Raw genomic sequence first — 15,518 nt, forward strand, 5'->3', positions numbered from 1 at the left:
CCCGACGACGGCCGGGCCGGGCCGCGTCGGGGCCTTCGTGCGGGCAGCAGCGGGTGATCAATGTCCACGCACTGGACGGATGACCTGGTGGGCCTCACACTTGCGCTGCTCCCTTGGACGGTCCGGCCACCGACGGCCGGGAAAGGACCTGCGGCCGTGCTGCGCACAGTGACCTCCCACCTCTCGCTCGACGTGCGCGCACCGCTCGAGATGCTCCTGTCCGTCGCCGTGGCCGACGGGTCCTACGACCGCACCGAGGTGCTGTCGGTGCGGCACGAGGACGGCCCCCTGGACGTCGTCGAGATCAAGGGTCCGCATGGCGGCCGCACCCATCGGGTGCTCGCCCCCCAGGGCCGCGTGGTCGTCGACTACCACGCCACCGTGACGGGGCAGGCGGACCTTCCGCAGATCGAGGACATCGACCTCATCGAGTACCGGCGCCCCAGCCGGTACGCGGAGTCCGACCGCCTCCTGGCGTTCGCCCGCGACCAGTTCAGCGGCCTGTCCGGCGGCGAGCTGCTCGACGCGGTCGTCGCGTGGGTCAGCGGCCACGTCACCTACCTGTCCGGCTCGAGCTCTCCGACGGACGGCGCGACGGACACGCTCCTCAAGCGCCGGGGGGTCTGCCGGGACTTCGCCCACCTCGTCGTCGCGCTGCTGCGTGCCAAGGACGTGCCGGCACGGCTCGCGTCCGTCTACGCCCCCGGTCTCAAGCCGATGGACTTCCACGCCGTGGCTGAGGCCTACGTGGACGGTGCGTGGCAGGTCGTCGACGCGACACGGCTCGCCCCGCGCCCGACGTTCCTGCGGATCGCGACCGGTCGCGACGCGACCGACACGGCGTTCCTGTCGTACTACGGCGGCGGGCTGACCGTGCGGGCGATGACCGTGACGGCCGCGTTCCACCATGCGCTGCCCGTCGACGACGGGACCGGGGCGGTCGCCCTGCGCTGACGGCGCACGGTGCGGGCGCCCGGTGCGGGCGCCCTCCGGCCGCGTTCGCCGGCACGCCGACGGCGGCCGGGACCTCACGGTGTCACGTACGTCACCCTCACGTGCCGGGTCCGACCTGCCGATGTCCAGGGCTGTTGCCCATCGGAAGGACACCCCCGTGACCGCCACCACGACCCGTCAGTGTCCGCCGACGAGCGCGGCCGAGCTGGCCGGCGCGCAGGACGTGCTCCGCCGCCTCGAGACCGCGTTCGGGGAGTCGGTCGTCGGGCAGCCCGGGCTGCGTCGGAGCCTGCTCGTGGCGCTCCTGGCCGGAGGCCACATCCTGCTCGAGAGCCTTCCGGGCCTGGCGAAGACGACGGCCGCGAACACGCTGGCGACGCTCGCCGGCTCCTCGTTCGCCCGGATCCAGTGCACCCCCGACCTGCTGCCGACCGACATCACCGGCACCCAGGTGTACGACGCCCGGACCGCCGAGTTCCGCACCCAGCTCGGCCCGGTCCACGCCAACGTGGTGCTGCTCGACGAGATCAACCGCTCGAGCGCCAAGACCCAGGCGGCGATGCTCGAGGCGATGCAGGAGCGGCGCGTCACGATCGGCGGCCACACCCACCCGCTGCCGTCACCGTTCATCGTCATCGCGACCCAGAACCCCATCGAGCAGGAGGGCACGTACCCGCTGCCCGAGGCCCAGCTGGACCGGTTCCTGCTCAAGGAGGTCATCGACTACCCGGCCGTGTCCGACGAGCTCGCGATGCTGCGCGGCTTCACGGACCGGACGCTGCGCGACCCCGCGACCGTGAGCCCGGTGCTGGACGTGACGACCGTGCGCCGGCTGCAGGACGTCGCCGCTCGCGTGCACGTCAGCGACGCGGTCCTGCGCTATGCGCTGACCATCGTCGCGGCCACGCGCGACGCCGCGACCTACATCGGCGCCGACCGCGCCCGGTACGTCGAGTGCGGTGCGAGCCCCCGCGCGGGCATCGCGTTCGTCACGGCCGCCCGCGCTCTCGCCGTGCTCCAGGGCCGCGACCACGTGCTGCCCGAGGACGTCCGCGAGCTGCGCCACGTCGTGCTGCGGCACCGTGTGCTGCTGCACTTCGACGCCGACGTGGACGGCATCCGCGTCGAGGACCTCATCGACGCGATCGTCGACTCCGTCACCGCCCCGTAGCCGCCGTGCCCTCGCACCTCGTCCGCGTCAAGTCGAAGCTGTACGTCCGCAGCCGGCGCAGTATCATGCACGCCCTCGACGGCGAGTACGCGTCCCGCTCCCGCGGACGGGGCTTCGACTTCGAGGACCTCCGCGAGTACCAGCCCGGCGACGACGTCCGGGACATCGACTGGAAGGCGACCGCCCGGCGCGGGGAGCCGCTGGTGCGCCGGCACCTCGTCACCCGTCAGCGCAGCCTCGTCGCGATCGTCGACACCGCCGCGACGATGAACGCGAGCACGCCTGCCCGCGAGGACAAGGGCGACCTCGCGGTGCTGGCGGTCGGGGTCCTGGGGTTCCTTGCCCTGCAGCACGGTGACCGCGTGGGGCTGGTGCGCGGCGACGCGTCCGGCGTCGTCACGGCCCGTCCCCGGGAGGGCGAGCGCCACCTCGAGCAGCTGCTGGGCGCGACGCGCACGGCGATCGACGCGTCGCGGGCCGCGCCCGACCTCGCCGCCGTGATCGACCACGCTCGGCCGCGGCTGTCCCGTGACTCGATCGTCGTGGTCGTCACCGACGACGTCGCGGTCGACGAGCGCCTGGAGCAGGCCGTCCGTCGGCTGGCCGCGGCGCACGACACGCTGTGGGTCGCCGTGGCGGACGCCAACCCGGCGCGGGAGCTCGCGAGCGGCGCCGTCGTCGACGCCGGCGGAGGGTGGCGCGTCCCGGGTTACCTCTCCCGCTCCGCGCGGATCGCCCGCGAGCACGACGCGCTGACCGCGCGCCTTCGGCAAGGGCTCGCGGACGTCCTGGACGACGCCCGCGTGTCCCGCTGCCGGCTCGAGTCGTCCGACGGGGCCGTGCGGGAGCTGCTCACGATGCTGCAGAGGCGCCCCTATGCCCACTGAGCCGACCCTGGGCCCGGCCCTCTACCCGCCGGTGACCTATGGCCCCGCCTGGACGGTGCTGGGGACGAGCCTCGTCGCCGTCGCGGTGCTCGTCCTCGTCGTCGTCGTGCTCGCCACCCGGCCCGGCGGCCTCCCGAGGGTGCGTGCCGTGCGGCGCTCGACCCGCGTGCGGCGCGCCACGCTCGCCCGCGTCGACGAGGTCGTGGCGTCGTACGAGGCGGGGCGCCTCGACGCGCCCGGGGCGGCCAGCGAGCTGTCGCAGGCCGTGCGCGGGTTCGCCGCGGCGTGGACGGGCGTGCCCTACGACGCGATGACACCGAGCCAGCTCGCCGGTGCGGGTCCCCGCCCCTTGCACGACGTCGTGTCCACGCTCTCGGCCGCCACGTTCGCGCCGTCCGCCGGTACCACCGACGTCGCCGCCCACGCACGCGCCGTCCGAGAGGTGGTGACCCGGTGGAGCACCAGCTGAGCCAGCCGGCCGTGCTCGTCGGTACGGCCGTGCTCGTGGTCGTCGTCGGGGCGGTCGCGGCCGTCCTGTCGCGCCGGACCGTCCGGTCCCGCCCCGGGGCGGTCCGCGTCGCGCACGTCGCCCGTCTGCACGGCCTGCCCGGCTACCGGCAGGCGGTGCGCCGCCGACGTGCGGGCCTCGTCGTCGTCGCGCTGCTCACCCTCGTCACGCTCGCGACCGCCGGCTGGCTGGGGGCGCGTCCCTCCGCTCTCGAGTCCCGCCAGTCGAAGCTCGACAACCGGGACATCGTGCTGTGCCTCGACGTGTCGGGCTCCATGGCCGGGGAGAACCTGGCCGTGATCAGGACGTTCCGGCAGCTCGTGAGCGGGCTGAACGGCGAGCGCATCGGGCTGGTGGTGTTCGACAGCATGCCGCTCGTCCTGTTCCCGCTGACCGACGACTACGACCTGGTGCGCGACCGGCTCGAGGCGACGGAGGCGAGCATCGCGAAGGAGAGCGGGGCGCCCGACATCGCCGCGGGGGCCCGGGACATGACGATCGGCGGGTCGCTCGTCGGCGACGGGCTCACGGGGTGCGCCGAGCAGTTCCGGGGCGACGAGGAGCTGGCCCGGCTGCAGGGGTCCGCGTCGACCGCGCCGGACGAGCCCGCCGGCCGGTCCCGCGTGGTCATCCTTGCGACCGACAACCAGCAGTACGACGAACGGGGCGGCCAGCTCTTCACCGTGCAGGAGGCTGCTCAGCGCACCGCCGACCTGGGTGCCGTCCTCGTCGTCCTGGACGCCAACAGCGACCGGAGCGACCCGTACTCGCAGGAGCTCGCCGCGGCCGCGCAGACCACCGGCGGCCAGACGTACGCGGCGGTCGAGGGCGACTCCGCGGTCGGCGCCATCACGTCCATCGTGCACGCCCTGCCGTCGCGCACGGTCGTGGGCCCGCAGGTCACGTCGACCTTCGACGTCCCCGGCGTGGCCCTGGACCTGCTGCTCCCGCTCGTCGTCGGCCTCCTGGTCGCGTGGCGGGTGGTGCGCCCGTGACGCTCCATCCCGTCGTCCCTCTCGCCCTGGTCGCCGCGTTCGTGCTCGTCGGCGTCGCGGTGTGCGTGCAAGGTGCGTGGTCGTCGGTCGGTGTGCTCGGCCGTGCGCGCTGGCTGACCCGGGCCCTGGTGGTCCTCGCCGCCGCGGCCGCGTGCGTGCGTCCCGGTGCCCCGGCCGAGCTCACGTCGGCGTCGCTGTCCGACGCCGACGTCTACTTCGTGCTCGACACCACCGCGAGCATGGGCGCGAGCGACGGCCCCGACGGGACGACGCGGCTCGACGCCGCCCGGTCCGACGTGGCCGCGATCAGTGCCCAGCTGGCCGGCAGCGGCGCACGGACGTCGCTGGTGACGTTCGACAGGGTCGCCCGCACCGTCGTCCCCCTGACGACCGACACGACGGCCGTGCCCCGGGCGGTCGCGATCCTGCAGCCCGAGCTCGCCCTCACGTCCCACGGCTCGAGCATCACGGCCGCCGCGCCACTGCTCTCCCGCACGCTGCGGGAGGTCGCCGCCACCTACCCCGACCGTTCCACCGTCGTGGTGTACCTCGGTGACGGGGAGAACACGGCCGGCGGCGAGCGGGAGTCGTTCGCCCCGCTGCACGGGCTGGTCCAGGGCGGTCTCGTGCTGGGCTACGGCACCACCGAAGGAGCGCCCATGACCGCACGTCTCAGCGGTGGTGGCGCCGCCCCGCTGCTCGACCCGGCCACGGGCCAGCCCGCCGTCTCGCACGCCGACGCCGCCGCGCTGCACGCCCTGGCGTCCGACCTGGGAGTGGGCTCGGTCGCACGCCAGGGCGGTCCGGCACCGACGGTCCCGGCACCGACCGAGCGCCAGGTCACCACCGACGTCGGCGGCCTCCCGCCGGGCACCACCGAGTACACCTGGATCGCTGCCCTGGCCGTGGTGCTGCTCCTGCTCCTCGACGGAGCGGGGACCGTCCTGGCTCTCGGCCGCGCCGCCCTGCCGCGTGGTGCTCGATGAGCGCCCCGGTCGACGACCCCCGGCGCCTGCGCCGGCGCGCCCTGGCATGGTCGGCGCCCGCGCTCGCCCTGTCGCTCGTGGGCGGCGGGACCCTCCTGCTCGGCTGCGGCGCGGCGGACGTCACCCGCACCGCCTACGTCGTGGGCCAGTCCGGGACCGCCGCGCGCGCCGCCGCGGTCCTCGGGTTCGTGGACGTCGTGGAGCGGTGGAAGGCCCCGTTCGACGCCGGCACGGTCGCCGCGTCCCGCGCGACCACCGTCCCCGCGCTGCGGGAAGCCGAGCAGCTGCTGCGCCAGGCGCTGCGGTCGGCGCCGCCCGAGGCGCAGTGCGCCGTCCGGATCAACCTCTCCGCGGTGCTGGAGGCGCTCGGCGACCTCGAGGCCGACACCCCGGCCGCCGCGGCCGCCGACTACGCCGCCGCACGGGACGTCGCACGGGCCGCGCCGGCCGGGTGCGCGCACGAGCCGTCGGTGTCGCAGGCGCAGCAGGACGCCGACGAGGCCGCCACCGGACAGCCTGCACAGGACACCGCCGGCGACGAGGGACCCGACGGATCCGGGGACGGGGGCGACGGCCGGACCGCCGCCGACGACCTCGCCGACGCGGCCGGCCGCGCGGAGTCCAAGGGGTCGTCGGCGACCGAGCAAGCGACCCAGCAGGCGGCCGCGGACGCCGCTGCGGACGCACCGGCACCACCTGCCCCCGGCGAGCGCGCCCCCCGCGACCAGGAGCTGGCACAGCGCACCCAGCGGGCGCAGCAGGACAGCCCGAGCACCGGCGACGGCGGGGTGGGCGACAAGGCCCGTCAGGGCGACGGCGTGGTGGACGTCCCCGCCCCCTGGTGAACCCGGTGGGGCCGGGCCGGACCTAAGCGGGTCACGGGTACGTCGCGGGCGTCAGGCGCAGGCGAACGGGCCCGTGACCGCTGCAGGGATCGCACCGCGTGCGACGACCTGCACCCCGTGGGCGTCGTCCGCTCGACCCTGCAAGGCCACCTCGACGGTGCTCGTGCCGGCCGGCACGTCGACCACGAGCAGCCCGTGGCCGTCGACGGCGACGAGGTCGGGGGCGGTCCGTGCCACCCCGTCGACGGCGACCTGCGCCACGTCGACCTGCGCGGGGACCTGCAGGAGCAGCCGCGGCTCGGTACCGCCCACCGTGCCGCTCGCCGTCCGCAGCGTCAGCCGCACACCCGGCCGCTCCGCCCAGAGGCGTCCGCACGTCCCCTGCGCCACCTCGAGCGCTTCCGGGACCACAGCGGCAGGCCCGACGCCGGCGTCGAGGGCGACGACGAGCGGCATGCCGCCGGCCGGGTCGGCGGGCAACGCACCGGCGCCCCGTGTCCCGGCCAGCGCGCCCTGGACGGCAGGGTTCCCGAACCAGATGCGCAGACCGCCGCCGGTCACGGCGTCGCGCACCGCGAACGCCAGGAGGTCCGCCCGGCCCTGGAACGTCAGGGCACCGCGCACCGCGGCCTCCACGGCGGCGTCGACGGCCCCGGCGCGGGCCTCGGGCGGCAGCCCGGCCAACGTGGTGACGAACGAGGGTGCGGCGGGCACCGCGGCCGGCGCGGCGGACCCCAGGGCGTCGACGCCCTGCGCGGTCAGCAGGACGACGGCAGTCGGGGTCGTCCCCGTCGCGACGGCGACCCCGGCCTGCAGGGCGGCGGACGCCTCGCTCGTCGACGAGAGCCGCGCGACGTCGGGCGTGCCTGCCGCGACGAGCGCGGCCAGCGGACCCGCCGCAGCGGTGGCGTACGTCGGGGACGACGTGGCCACGGCGGCGACCGCCCCGGGGTCGACGGGCCGGACGTCCTGCACGACGCCGTGGTCGGTGGTGACGAGCACCACCCGCTCCACCCGACCCCCGAGCGGGAGCGCGGCCCGGTCGTCCAGGAACACCACCGCGGTGCTCGCCGGACCCGTACCACCGGCCACCTCGAGCACCCCGTGCACCGCCGGAGCAGCGACCGCCGCCACGTCCGCCGCGGCGTCCAGCGTCTCGACGGCCGACGTGAGGTAGCGGGTCAGCTCCGGGACCACGAGGTCGGTGCCGACGCCGTCGAGCCGGGCGTGCGCCCGCTGCACCGCGTCGGCGATCGCCTCCAGGTCGGTGTCGTGCTCGCTCGCCCGGACCAGCATCGCGTAGCCGTCGTCCGGGTCGTCGAACGGACCGAACGTGAGCGTGCCGGCGAGGTCGACCACGCGCGGCAGGGCGTCGTCGGCGAGCATGTCCGCCGCCTCCACCGTCGCCCGGACGGACTCCATCCGGCCCCCGACGCCGGGGACGTGCTCGTAGAACCGCCACACCGGGTCGTCCAGCAGGCCGCGCGCCCGGCCGACCGCGTCGCGCACGTCGGCGACGCTCGTCAGCACGGTCGGCGTCGGGCCCTGCGACAGTGCCGACGCCACGTCCTGCATCGCAGGAGTCGCGCCGACGAGGGCCTGGACCGCGAGCGCGCCACGTGCCCCGACCCACACGACCGACAGGACGACCAGGGCCACCACGGACCAGATACCCCGGACCACGACCTTGCGCCTCCGGGACCGTCGGCGCGGCGTGGCGCCGGTCCCTCCCTCCGGCCCTCCGAGCGGCCCTGCAGCCTCGTCCACCGTCGCCTCGTCGCGCCTCGTCACGACCGGTCGGGTGACCGGACGGACGGGCGGCAGCAACGTCGACGTGGGCTCGGGCATCCGGCATTCGTAACAGCCGCGTCCGGTGCCACGAAACCGGTGCCGGAGGTTCACTCGGTCGGCGGATGCGAAACCGGTCAGGCGGGCACGGACCGCCACGGCGACCGCGCGGCCCCCGAGCCGGTCAGGCGCTCTCGCGCAGCAGCCTGCGGCGGCCCTCGACCTCGACCAGCTCGGCGTATGCGGCGCGGTACCCCTCGGCGGCCGGATCCATCCGCTGGAGGCGGCCCCGCAGCTCGGCGATGTGCCGGGTGTACCCGATCTCGATGAGGCTCATCACGACGCCTCGCACGTAGTTCGGCAGGCTCTCGGGCCGGTCCTCGGGCAGCGGTGCGACGGCGAGCTCGGTGACGAGCGCCCGCACGGCGTCGGCCGCCTGCTCGCTCACCATGCCGACCCAGCCCGTGGCGGCTCCCCCGGACGCCACCTGGACGGCCCGCGCTGCGGCCACCCCGCCCGCGGCCCTGACCGCCTCGTGCACGGCCCGGTATGCCGGGGCGGCGAACGCGTCGGACGGCAGGGCGTCGAACTCGAGCGGGACGAGCACGGGCTGCTGCAGGGCGACCTCGAGGGCCGTCCGTTCGGTCTGGGCGACGGGGTCTCGACGGTCCGGGACGGGCATGCGCGCCACCGGCGCCCGCTGCGGCTCGCTGCCGGGGCCGGCGGATCCGTTCCTGCGGACCGGGGCGTCGTCGCGACGGGAAGGGCGCTGCTCGGTGGACCGCGCGGGCCCGCGGGACGCCGCCGCCACCGCCCGGCGGACCGTGTCGTGGTCGTCGATGCCGAGCCAGCCGGCGAGGAGCCGGGTGTACTCGGGTCGCAGCGCGGCGTCCCGGATGCCCGCGACCACGGGGGCGGCGGTCCGCAGGGCGCCGATCCGACCCTCGACGGTGGTCAGGTCGTGCGCGGCGAGGGTGGAGCGGATGACGAACTCGTAGAGCGGCGTGCGGGCGGACACGAGGGCCAGCACCGCGTCCGGTCCCTTCGCCTGCCGGAGCTCGCACGGGTCCATGCCCGAGCGCTCCACGGCGACGAACGTCTGGGCGGAGAACGACTGGTCCTCGCCGAACGCCCGCAGGGCGGCCTTCTGACCGGCGGCGTCGCCGTCGAAGGTGAAGATGATCTCGCCGCCCACGGACGTGCCGGACGCCAGCTGGACGCCGCTGGTGGAGCCGGAGTCGCCGAGCAACCGGCGCACGATGCGGGCGTGGTCCGGGCCGAAGGCCGTGCCGCAGGTCGCGACCGCCGTGCCGACCCCGGACAGATGCATCGCCATGACGTCCGTGTAGCCCTCGACGACCACCACGCGCCTGTCGCGCTGCATGTCCCGCTTGGCGAGGTCAAGGCCGTAGAGCACCTGCGACTTGCGGTACAGGGGCGTCTCCGGGGTGTTCAGGTACTTGGGCCCCTGGTCCTCGTCGAACAGGCGGCGGGCACCGAAGCCCAGGGTCTCGCCCGTCACCTCCCGGATCGGCCAGACCAGCCGGCCGCGGAACCGGTCGTAGATGCCGCGCTGCCCCTGGCTCACCAACCCGGACGCCGTCAGCTCGGCCTCCGTGAACCCGCGACCGCGCAGGTGCCGCAGCAGCCCGTCCCAGCCCTGCGGCGCGAACCCCACGCCGAACTGCTCGGCTGCGCCGCGGTCGAAGCCGCGCTCGGAGAGGAACGCCCGACCGGCGGCGGCCCCGGGGGCGCTCAGCTGCTCGCGGTAGAACTCCTCGGCCACCCGGTGCGCGTCCAGCAGCCGGCGTCGACGGCCCGGCTCCTCGCCCGTGCGCGGGGCCGCTCCGTCCTCGTACCGCAGCTGGATGCCGACCCGCCCGGCGAGGTGCTCGACGGCCTCGGCGAACCCCAGCCCGTCGACCTTCTGCACGAACGAGATGACGTCGCCGCCCTCACCGCAGCCGAAGCAGTGGTAGCGGCCGACCTGGGGGCGGACGTGGAACGACGGGGAGCGCTCGTCGTGGAACGGGCACAGACCCTTGAGCGAGCCGACGCCCGCGGTCTTGAGGGTGACGTGCTGCCCGACGACCTCCTCGATGCGCACGCGTTCACGGACCGCCTCCACGTCCTCGCGCACGATGCGTCCCGCCACGCGGCGAGTCTAGGCGTCAGACGAGGGCGGTCGGCGCCCCACCGAGCCGCCGCGGCGTGGGGCTGGTGCGACGTCGGTGACCTGTGGCATGCTCGACGAAGTTCGAACAGGTGTTCGACTCGTCGCCGTCAAGGAGGCCCTCATGCCCACGCTGCACCCGAATGTCTCCGTCGTCGGCGCTCGGGACGCCATCGACTTCTACGTGCGGGCGTTCGGTGCCGAGATCGTGTCCGCGGTCGAGGCCCAGGGTGCCGTCGTGCACTCCGACCTCAGGCTCGGCGACTCGACCTTCACCGTCGCGGAGGCCTGGCCGACGTTCGGGTCGGCCGCCCCGGGTGCCGACGAGCCGACGCATGCGTCGTTCACCATCGAGGTGGAGGACACCGGCGCCGCCTTCGCCCGGGCCGTCGAGGCCGGGGCCCGTGCTGTCAGCGAGCCGGAGGACGCCTTCCACGGGGGACGGATCGCCCAGGTCCGCTGCCCGTACGGCCACCGCTGGTTCCTGAACCACCAGACAGAGGAGCTCTCGTCCGAGGAGCTGCAGCGCCGCGTGGACGCATGGTCGGCCGAGCAGGCGCCTGACGCTGCGCAGTGAGCGGGTGGCCGGTGAGCGAGTGGCCGGAGAACGGGTGCCGGACCGGTCGAGCTCGGGGGTTCGCCCAGGTGCCGGGCGGGACGGTCAGTGCCGCGGCGGGTGGACGAGCCGCGCGTGCAGGTCGGCAGCCGAGACGTCGGTCAGGGAGGCCACCTGGTCGATGACGACACGCAGCCGCGCGGCGTCGTCCGGGGCGGCCGTCCAGTCCGCGGCGAAGGGCGGCTCGAGCGCCAGCGGCGCCCGGTCCGACATGACGCGGACCAGGTCGGTGAGGACCTCACGCTGCCGGTGGTACAGCGGTTCGAGCTCACGCGGCGCCATGACGTACGCGACGGCCAGGCCCTTGAGGACGAGGATCTCGGCGGTCGTGTCGACGGGCACCACGAGGTTGGCGGCATACCGGGTCAGCGGACCGGGGCCGTACTGTGCGCGGGTCGCCCGCTGGGCAGCCTCCGCGAACCGGCCGATGAGCTGGCTCGTGGCGTCCTTGAGCATGGCGAGCGCACCGCGGGACCCGTCGAACCCGGTGCTCCACAGCCGGGCGGAGACGAGCCGGTCCATCGCGGCGTGCAGTCCGGCGTCGTCGACCGTGTCGCCGTACCAGGTCTGCACGGCGTCGACCACCCGGTCTCGCTCGTCAGGCCGTGCCAGGACCGACAGGTCGAGCCGTCCGCCCACGACGGCGTCCTCGACATCGTGCACGGAGTACGAGATGTCGTCGGCCAGGTCCATGACCTGCGCCTCGAGGCACTTGCGGCCCTCCGGCGCCCGGGCGCGCAGCCACGCGAACACCGGCAGGTCGTCCTCGTAGACACCGAACTTGTGGGTGGGCCGGCCGCTCGCAGCCGACACCGGGCCCTGCCTGTGCCGCCACGGGTACTTGACCGACGCGTCCAGCGATGCGCGCGTGAGGTTGAGGCCGACCGCCCGACCGTCGGTCGCGACGACCTTCGGCTCGAGCCGGGTCAGCAGGCGCAGCGTCTGCGCGTTTCCCTCGAACCCACCGATGCCCTTGGCGAGCTCGGCGAGCGCACGCTCGCCGTTGTGCCCGAACGGCGGGTGGCCGAGGTCGTGCGCGAGGCAGGCGGTGTCGACGACGTCCGGGTCGCAGCCGAGTGCCTTGCCGATCTCCCTGCCCACCTGGGCGACCTCGAGGGTGTGCGTGAGTCGGGTCCGGACGAAGTCGTCCGAGGAAGGCCCCAGCACCTGCGTCTTGGCGCCGAGCCGGCGCAGCGCGGAGGAGTGCACCAGGCGGGCCCGGTCCCGCTCGAAGGCCGAGCGCTCCCGGGACTTCGGCGCCTCGGGGACCCACCGCTCCCGGTCGGCGTCGACGTAGCCGTCGATGTCCACGGTCTCGAGGGCTGTCACCGGGTCAGGGTATCCAGGCGTGCGGCGACGCCCGACCTCCGTCTGCGAGCCGACTCCACATCTGGGGCCCGAGCCGCGTTTCAAGGAGGTAAGCACGTTCGCCCCACACCAGGAGGAACTGATGAACCCGACCACCACGCTCGCCGCCCGACGCCGCCGACGCCGTCTCGTCGTGGTGGGCGTCGCCGCCGCCGGGCTGTCGGTGGCCGGTGCCGGAGCCTCCGTGGCGGTCGCGCCGACGTCGCCGGTGGCCCACGTGGTCGCCGGTGCGCTCCACCAGGTGGGTGTCGACTGGTCGCAGATGCCGGAGGGGTACACGCGGGCCCAGTACGAGGCGTTCTGGGGCGCCGGCTACACGCCCCAGGACGTGGCCGCACTGGGCGCGCTCTGGAGCACGGACGACACGGAGACGAAGTCGCGGGCGGGCCAGCTGCTCCTCGACGGGCAGCCTCTTCCGGTCGCGCCCTCCGGTGAGACCGCCCTGCCTGGCTCGGACCCCGGCGACGGCGACCTCGGCGACGGCGACCTCGACGTGCCCGACGAGGACGGCCCGGCGGGTCCGGCGGACGGCACCGACGAGCGCACGGAGGCCGAGCTCGCCGCCTTCTGGGACGCGGGGTACACGGTCGACGACATGGCCGCGCTGAGCGGCATCTGGCACATGGAGGCCATCGAGACCAAGGCCCGGGCCGGCCAGATGCTGCTGGACGGGCAGACTCCTCCCGTGGCGCCGGGCAGCACGCCCGCGGGTGGCCGGTCCTGACCCCACGCCTGCGCCGCCCCACCGGTGGGCCGGCCCGACGCATCCGAGGAGACGAGCACCGACGTGGACACCCTGACGCTGCGCACCGGTTTCGAGATCGAGCTGCTGGCGCCCGCCGGGTCCGACCGGCGGGTCCTCGCCGACGAGATCGCCGCGCGCTGCGACGGTCAGGTGCGGCCCTCGTTCCACGCGGACAGCGAGCCGTCGACGGTCCCGGGGGTCGGGGTGTTCCGCCACCTCTCCCCTGCGTTCGACGTGGTCGACCGGCGAGGGCGACCCGTCGCCAGGCTGGTCGACGACATCACGATCGCGGCGGACCTCGTCGCGGTGCCCGGACGTCCCGGGCACCGCGGCTGGTACCGGGTGCTGTCGGACGACGCGCGCCTGCTCCGGCTGGTCGAGCACCAGTCGGACCCGGGCGCGCCGCTGACCACGGTGCTGGAGCCGGTCGCGCGGCTGTTCGGCGTGGGCGTCGAGGTGCTGGCGGCGGGCGCACGCGTGGACGACACCGGCGGTGCCACCGTCGCGGTGGCGCTGCCGCTGCCCCCGGGGCGGGAGCGGCCCTGCGAGATCGTCACGCCGCCGCTGGCCGCCGGGCACCGGGACGCCCTGGAGCTCCTGCTCGGACCGGCGCGCGACCTGGGCTTCGTCGTCCCACGGGAGGCGGCGGTGCACGTCCACGTGGACGCCGCGCCGTTCCGCAGCCCGGCCGCGTTCGCCAACCTCGTGCGGCTCTTCGGCCACTGGCGGGAGGTGCTGTGGTCGGCGCTCGGCACGAACCCGGCCTGCGTGCGCCTCGCGCCCCTGCCCCCCGCCCTGGTGGAGCTCGTCGAGCGGCCGTGGGACGAGGCCGGGTGGAGTCTGCTGTGCGACGCCGCCCGCTCCGTGGGCCTCACCAAGTACGCGGACGTGAACCTCACCCAGCTGGTCAGCCCGCGTCCCCTGCGGGACACGGTGGAGGTGCGGATCCTGCCCGGTGAGATCGACGGTGACGCCGTGGTGCGGACCGCGGCCGTCGTCGAACGCCTGCTGCTGCGCTGCCTGGACGCCCGTCCGCTCCCGGGGCCCGGCACCGGCGCGGCGCGCGACCCGCGCGGCGCGCTCGACGAGCTGGCGGGGGTGGTGCGTCGATGAGCCCGTGGGCGACGACCGGCGAGACGGGCAGCGCTGCGGTCCCCGTGCCCGACGACCCCGGCCCGGACCTCGGGACGACGACCGAGCGCCACGGGACCGACGTCGTCGGCCGGCGGCTCGACGACGTCGTCCGGGACCACCTGCCGGGACTGCTGCGGTATGCCACGGTCCTCACCGGGGACGGGCACGTCGCCGCGGACCTCGTGCAGGAGGTGCTGCTCCGGGCGCACGTGCGCTGGACGCGCATCGCGCTCATGGCCCGACCGGACCTCTACCTGCGCCGCATGGTCACCAACGAGCACCTCTCGTGGCGCCGGCGCTGGCACGTGCGGACCATCGACGTCGCCGGTGACGACGTCCTCGCGGCTCGCGCCACCCCGCAGGCGGACCACGCGCAGCACGTCGTCGAGGACGACGCCATGTGGCGCCGCCTGACCGAGCTGCCACCGCGACAGCGGACGGTCCTGGTACTGCGCTATTACGAGGGCCTCGACGACACCGAGATCGCGGACGTGCTGGGTACCTCCAGCGCCACTGTCCGCTCCCACGCCAGCCGCGCGCTGGCCAGCCTGCGTCAGACCTCCCTCCCCACCTCACCGGAGACACGATGAACGACCACCTGCGAGGCTCGGGCGGGCCGGCCCGGGACAGGGTCCCCGATGGCGAGGACCCCGAGCTCGTCGAACGGATCGCCCGGGCGCTGCGTTCCCGGGACGCGGCTCAGCCCGATCCGGCGGACATCGCCGCCCGGCTCGAGGCGCGCCTCGCGCTGCTGCCGCCGGCGCCGGTGACGACCCTGGCGCGTCGCGGTACCTACGTCGTGGCCGCCGGTGTCGTGACGGGTGCGCTCGCCGTCGCCGGAGCCGGTGCGGCCGCAGCGGCGAACCCCTACTCCCCCGTGGCACGCACGGTCGAGAACGTGGCGCACGCCGTGGGCATCGACTGGTCGGCCATGCCCGACGGGTACACACGCGAGCAGTACGAGGCGTTCTGGGCATCGTGCACCGTCGAGGACATGCAGGCGCTGTCCGCCCTGTGGGGGACCGAGCCGACCGAGACGAAGGCGCGTGCCGGGCAGCTGCTCCTGGACGGGCGGCCGCTCCCGGCCCACGCGCCGGCGAGCCCCCCGGCCACGGTCCCCGACGCGCCGGTCCCACCGGACGGGCACCAGGCGGAGTACGACGCGTTCTGGGAGGCCGGCTACACCGTCGACGACCTCCAGGCGCTCAACGAGCTCTGGCACAGCGAGTCGGCGGAGTCGAAGGCCCGTGCCGGGCAGCTGCTCCTGGACGGAGAGGTGCTGCCGGTCGCACCCGGCAGCACCTCTCCGCAGGCGCCCTGAAGGGCGGCCGCTTCAGGACCGCGGCCC

The 15,518-nt window shown here is 75.2% G+C and carries 15 protein-coding genes; 12 read left to right on the top strand and 3 right to left on the bottom strand.

Annotated elements, in window-relative coordinates; all coding sequences use genetic code 11:
* Positions 1 to 156 precede the first annotated feature (156 nt).
* The 7 genes from ACVW07_RS03660 (at position 157) to ACVW07_RS03690 (ending at position 6,346) form a co-directional block, all read left to right on the top strand.
* On the top strand, positions 157 to 954 hold the full coding sequence (locus ACVW07_RS03660) for a transglutaminase-like domain-containing protein (RefSeq protein WP_456817922.1): 798 nt from the start codon (positions 157 to 159) through the stop codon (positions 952 to 954).
* 157 nt (positions 955 to 1,111) lie between these two features.
* A complete protein-coding gene (locus ACVW07_RS03665) occupies positions 1,112 to 2,125 on the top strand; it encodes an AAA family ATPase (protein WP_456817923.1) in 1,014 nt (337 codons plus the stop codon).
* Between the two features lie 5 nt (positions 2,126 to 2,130).
* Positions 2,131 to 3,012: a DUF58 domain-containing protein gene (locus tag ACVW07_RS03670; RefSeq protein WP_456817924.1), complete on the top strand. Its 882-nt coding sequence runs from the start codon at positions 2,131 to 2,133 to the stop codon at positions 3,010 to 3,012.
* The gene (locus tag ACVW07_RS03675) at positions 3,002 to 3,481 is read left to right on the top strand and encodes a hypothetical protein (protein WP_456817925.1); all 480 of its coding nucleotides are present in this window, start codon (positions 3,002 to 3,004) and stop codon (positions 3,479 to 3,481) included. The genes ACVW07_RS03670 and ACVW07_RS03675 overlap by 11 nt, the downstream gene beginning before the upstream one ends.
* Entirely contained in the window at positions 3,466 to 4,515 is a 1,050-nt protein-coding gene (locus ACVW07_RS03680; protein ID WP_456817926.1) for a vWA domain-containing protein, read from the top strand. Before ACVW07_RS03675 ends, ACVW07_RS03680 begins: the two co-directional genes overlap by 16 nt.
* The gene (locus ACVW07_RS03685) at positions 4,512 to 5,501 is read left to right on the top strand and encodes a vWA domain-containing protein (RefSeq protein WP_456817927.1); all 990 of its coding nucleotides are present in this window, start codon (positions 4,512 to 4,514) and stop codon (positions 5,499 to 5,501) included. Before ACVW07_RS03680 ends, ACVW07_RS03685 begins: the two co-directional genes overlap by 4 nt.
* Positions 5,498 to 6,346 carry a hypothetical protein gene (locus ACVW07_RS03690; protein WP_456817928.1) on the top strand — a complete coding sequence of 283 codons (849 nt, stop codon included), beginning with the start codon at positions 5,498 to 5,500 and terminating at the stop codon, positions 6,344 to 6,346. Before ACVW07_RS03685 ends, ACVW07_RS03690 begins: the two co-directional genes overlap by 4 nt.
* Positions 6,347 to 6,397: 51 nt before the next feature.
* On the opposite strand, the gene ACVW07_RS03695 is transcribed toward ACVW07_RS03690, so the two are convergent.
* Together ACVW07_RS03695 and dnaG are read right to left on the bottom strand one after the other, a co-directional pair.
* Entirely contained in the window at positions 6,398 to 8,194 is a 1,797-nt protein-coding gene (locus tag ACVW07_RS03695; protein WP_456817929.1) for a hypothetical protein, read from the bottom strand.
* Positions 8,195 to 8,318: 124 nt separating this feature from the next.
* Positions 8,319 to 10,289: a DNA primase gene (gene dnaG, locus ACVW07_RS03700; protein ID WP_456817930.1), complete on the bottom strand. Its 1,971-nt coding sequence runs from the start codon at positions 10,287 to 10,289 to the stop codon at positions 8,319 to 8,321.
* 142 nt (positions 10,290 to 10,431) lie between these two features.
* On the opposite strand from dnaG, the gene ACVW07_RS03705 reads away from it, so the two are divergent.
* Positions 10,432 to 10,884: a VOC family protein gene (locus ACVW07_RS03705; RefSeq protein ID WP_456817931.1), complete on the top strand. Its 453-nt coding sequence runs from the start codon at positions 10,432 to 10,434 to the stop codon at positions 10,882 to 10,884.
* A gap of 84 nt (positions 10,885 to 10,968) precedes the next feature.
* Here the strand turns inward: ACVW07_RS03705 and ACVW07_RS03710 are convergent, their stop codons facing one another.
* The gene (locus ACVW07_RS03710) at positions 10,969 to 12,252 is read right to left on the bottom strand and encodes a deoxyguanosinetriphosphate triphosphohydrolase (RefSeq protein WP_456817932.1); all 1,284 of its coding nucleotides are present in this window, start codon (positions 12,250 to 12,252) and stop codon (positions 10,969 to 10,971) included.
* Between the two features lie 121 nt (positions 12,253 to 12,373).
* On the opposite strand from ACVW07_RS03710, the gene ACVW07_RS03715 reads away from it, so the two are divergent.
* From ACVW07_RS03715 to ACVW07_RS03730, 4 genes are all read left to right on the top strand, one after another.
* Entirely contained in the window at positions 12,374 to 13,015 is a 642-nt protein-coding gene (locus tag ACVW07_RS03715) for a hypothetical protein (protein ID WP_456817933.1), read from the top strand.
* A 63-nt stretch (positions 13,016 to 13,078) separates the two neighbouring features.
* On the top strand, positions 13,079 to 14,149 hold the full coding sequence (locus tag ACVW07_RS03720) for an amidoligase family protein (protein ID WP_456817934.1): 1,071 nt from the start codon (positions 13,079 to 13,081) through the stop codon (positions 14,147 to 14,149).
* Positions 14,146 to 14,760 (top strand): RNA polymerase sigma factor, encoded by a 615-nt coding sequence (locus ACVW07_RS03725; RefSeq protein WP_456817935.1) that lies wholly within the window; start codon positions 14,146 to 14,148, stop codon positions 14,758 to 14,760. Before ACVW07_RS03720 ends, ACVW07_RS03725 begins: the two co-directional genes overlap by 4 nt.
* Positions 14,757 to 15,491, top strand: a complete 735-nt coding sequence (locus tag ACVW07_RS03730; RefSeq protein WP_456817936.1) for a hypothetical protein — start codon at positions 14,757 to 14,759, stop codon at positions 15,489 to 15,491. The genes ACVW07_RS03725 and ACVW07_RS03730 overlap by 4 nt, the downstream gene beginning before the upstream one ends.
* Positions 15,492 to 15,518 lie beyond the last annotated feature (27 nt).

The organism is Cellulomonas sp. URHB0016, from assembly GCF_054057935.1.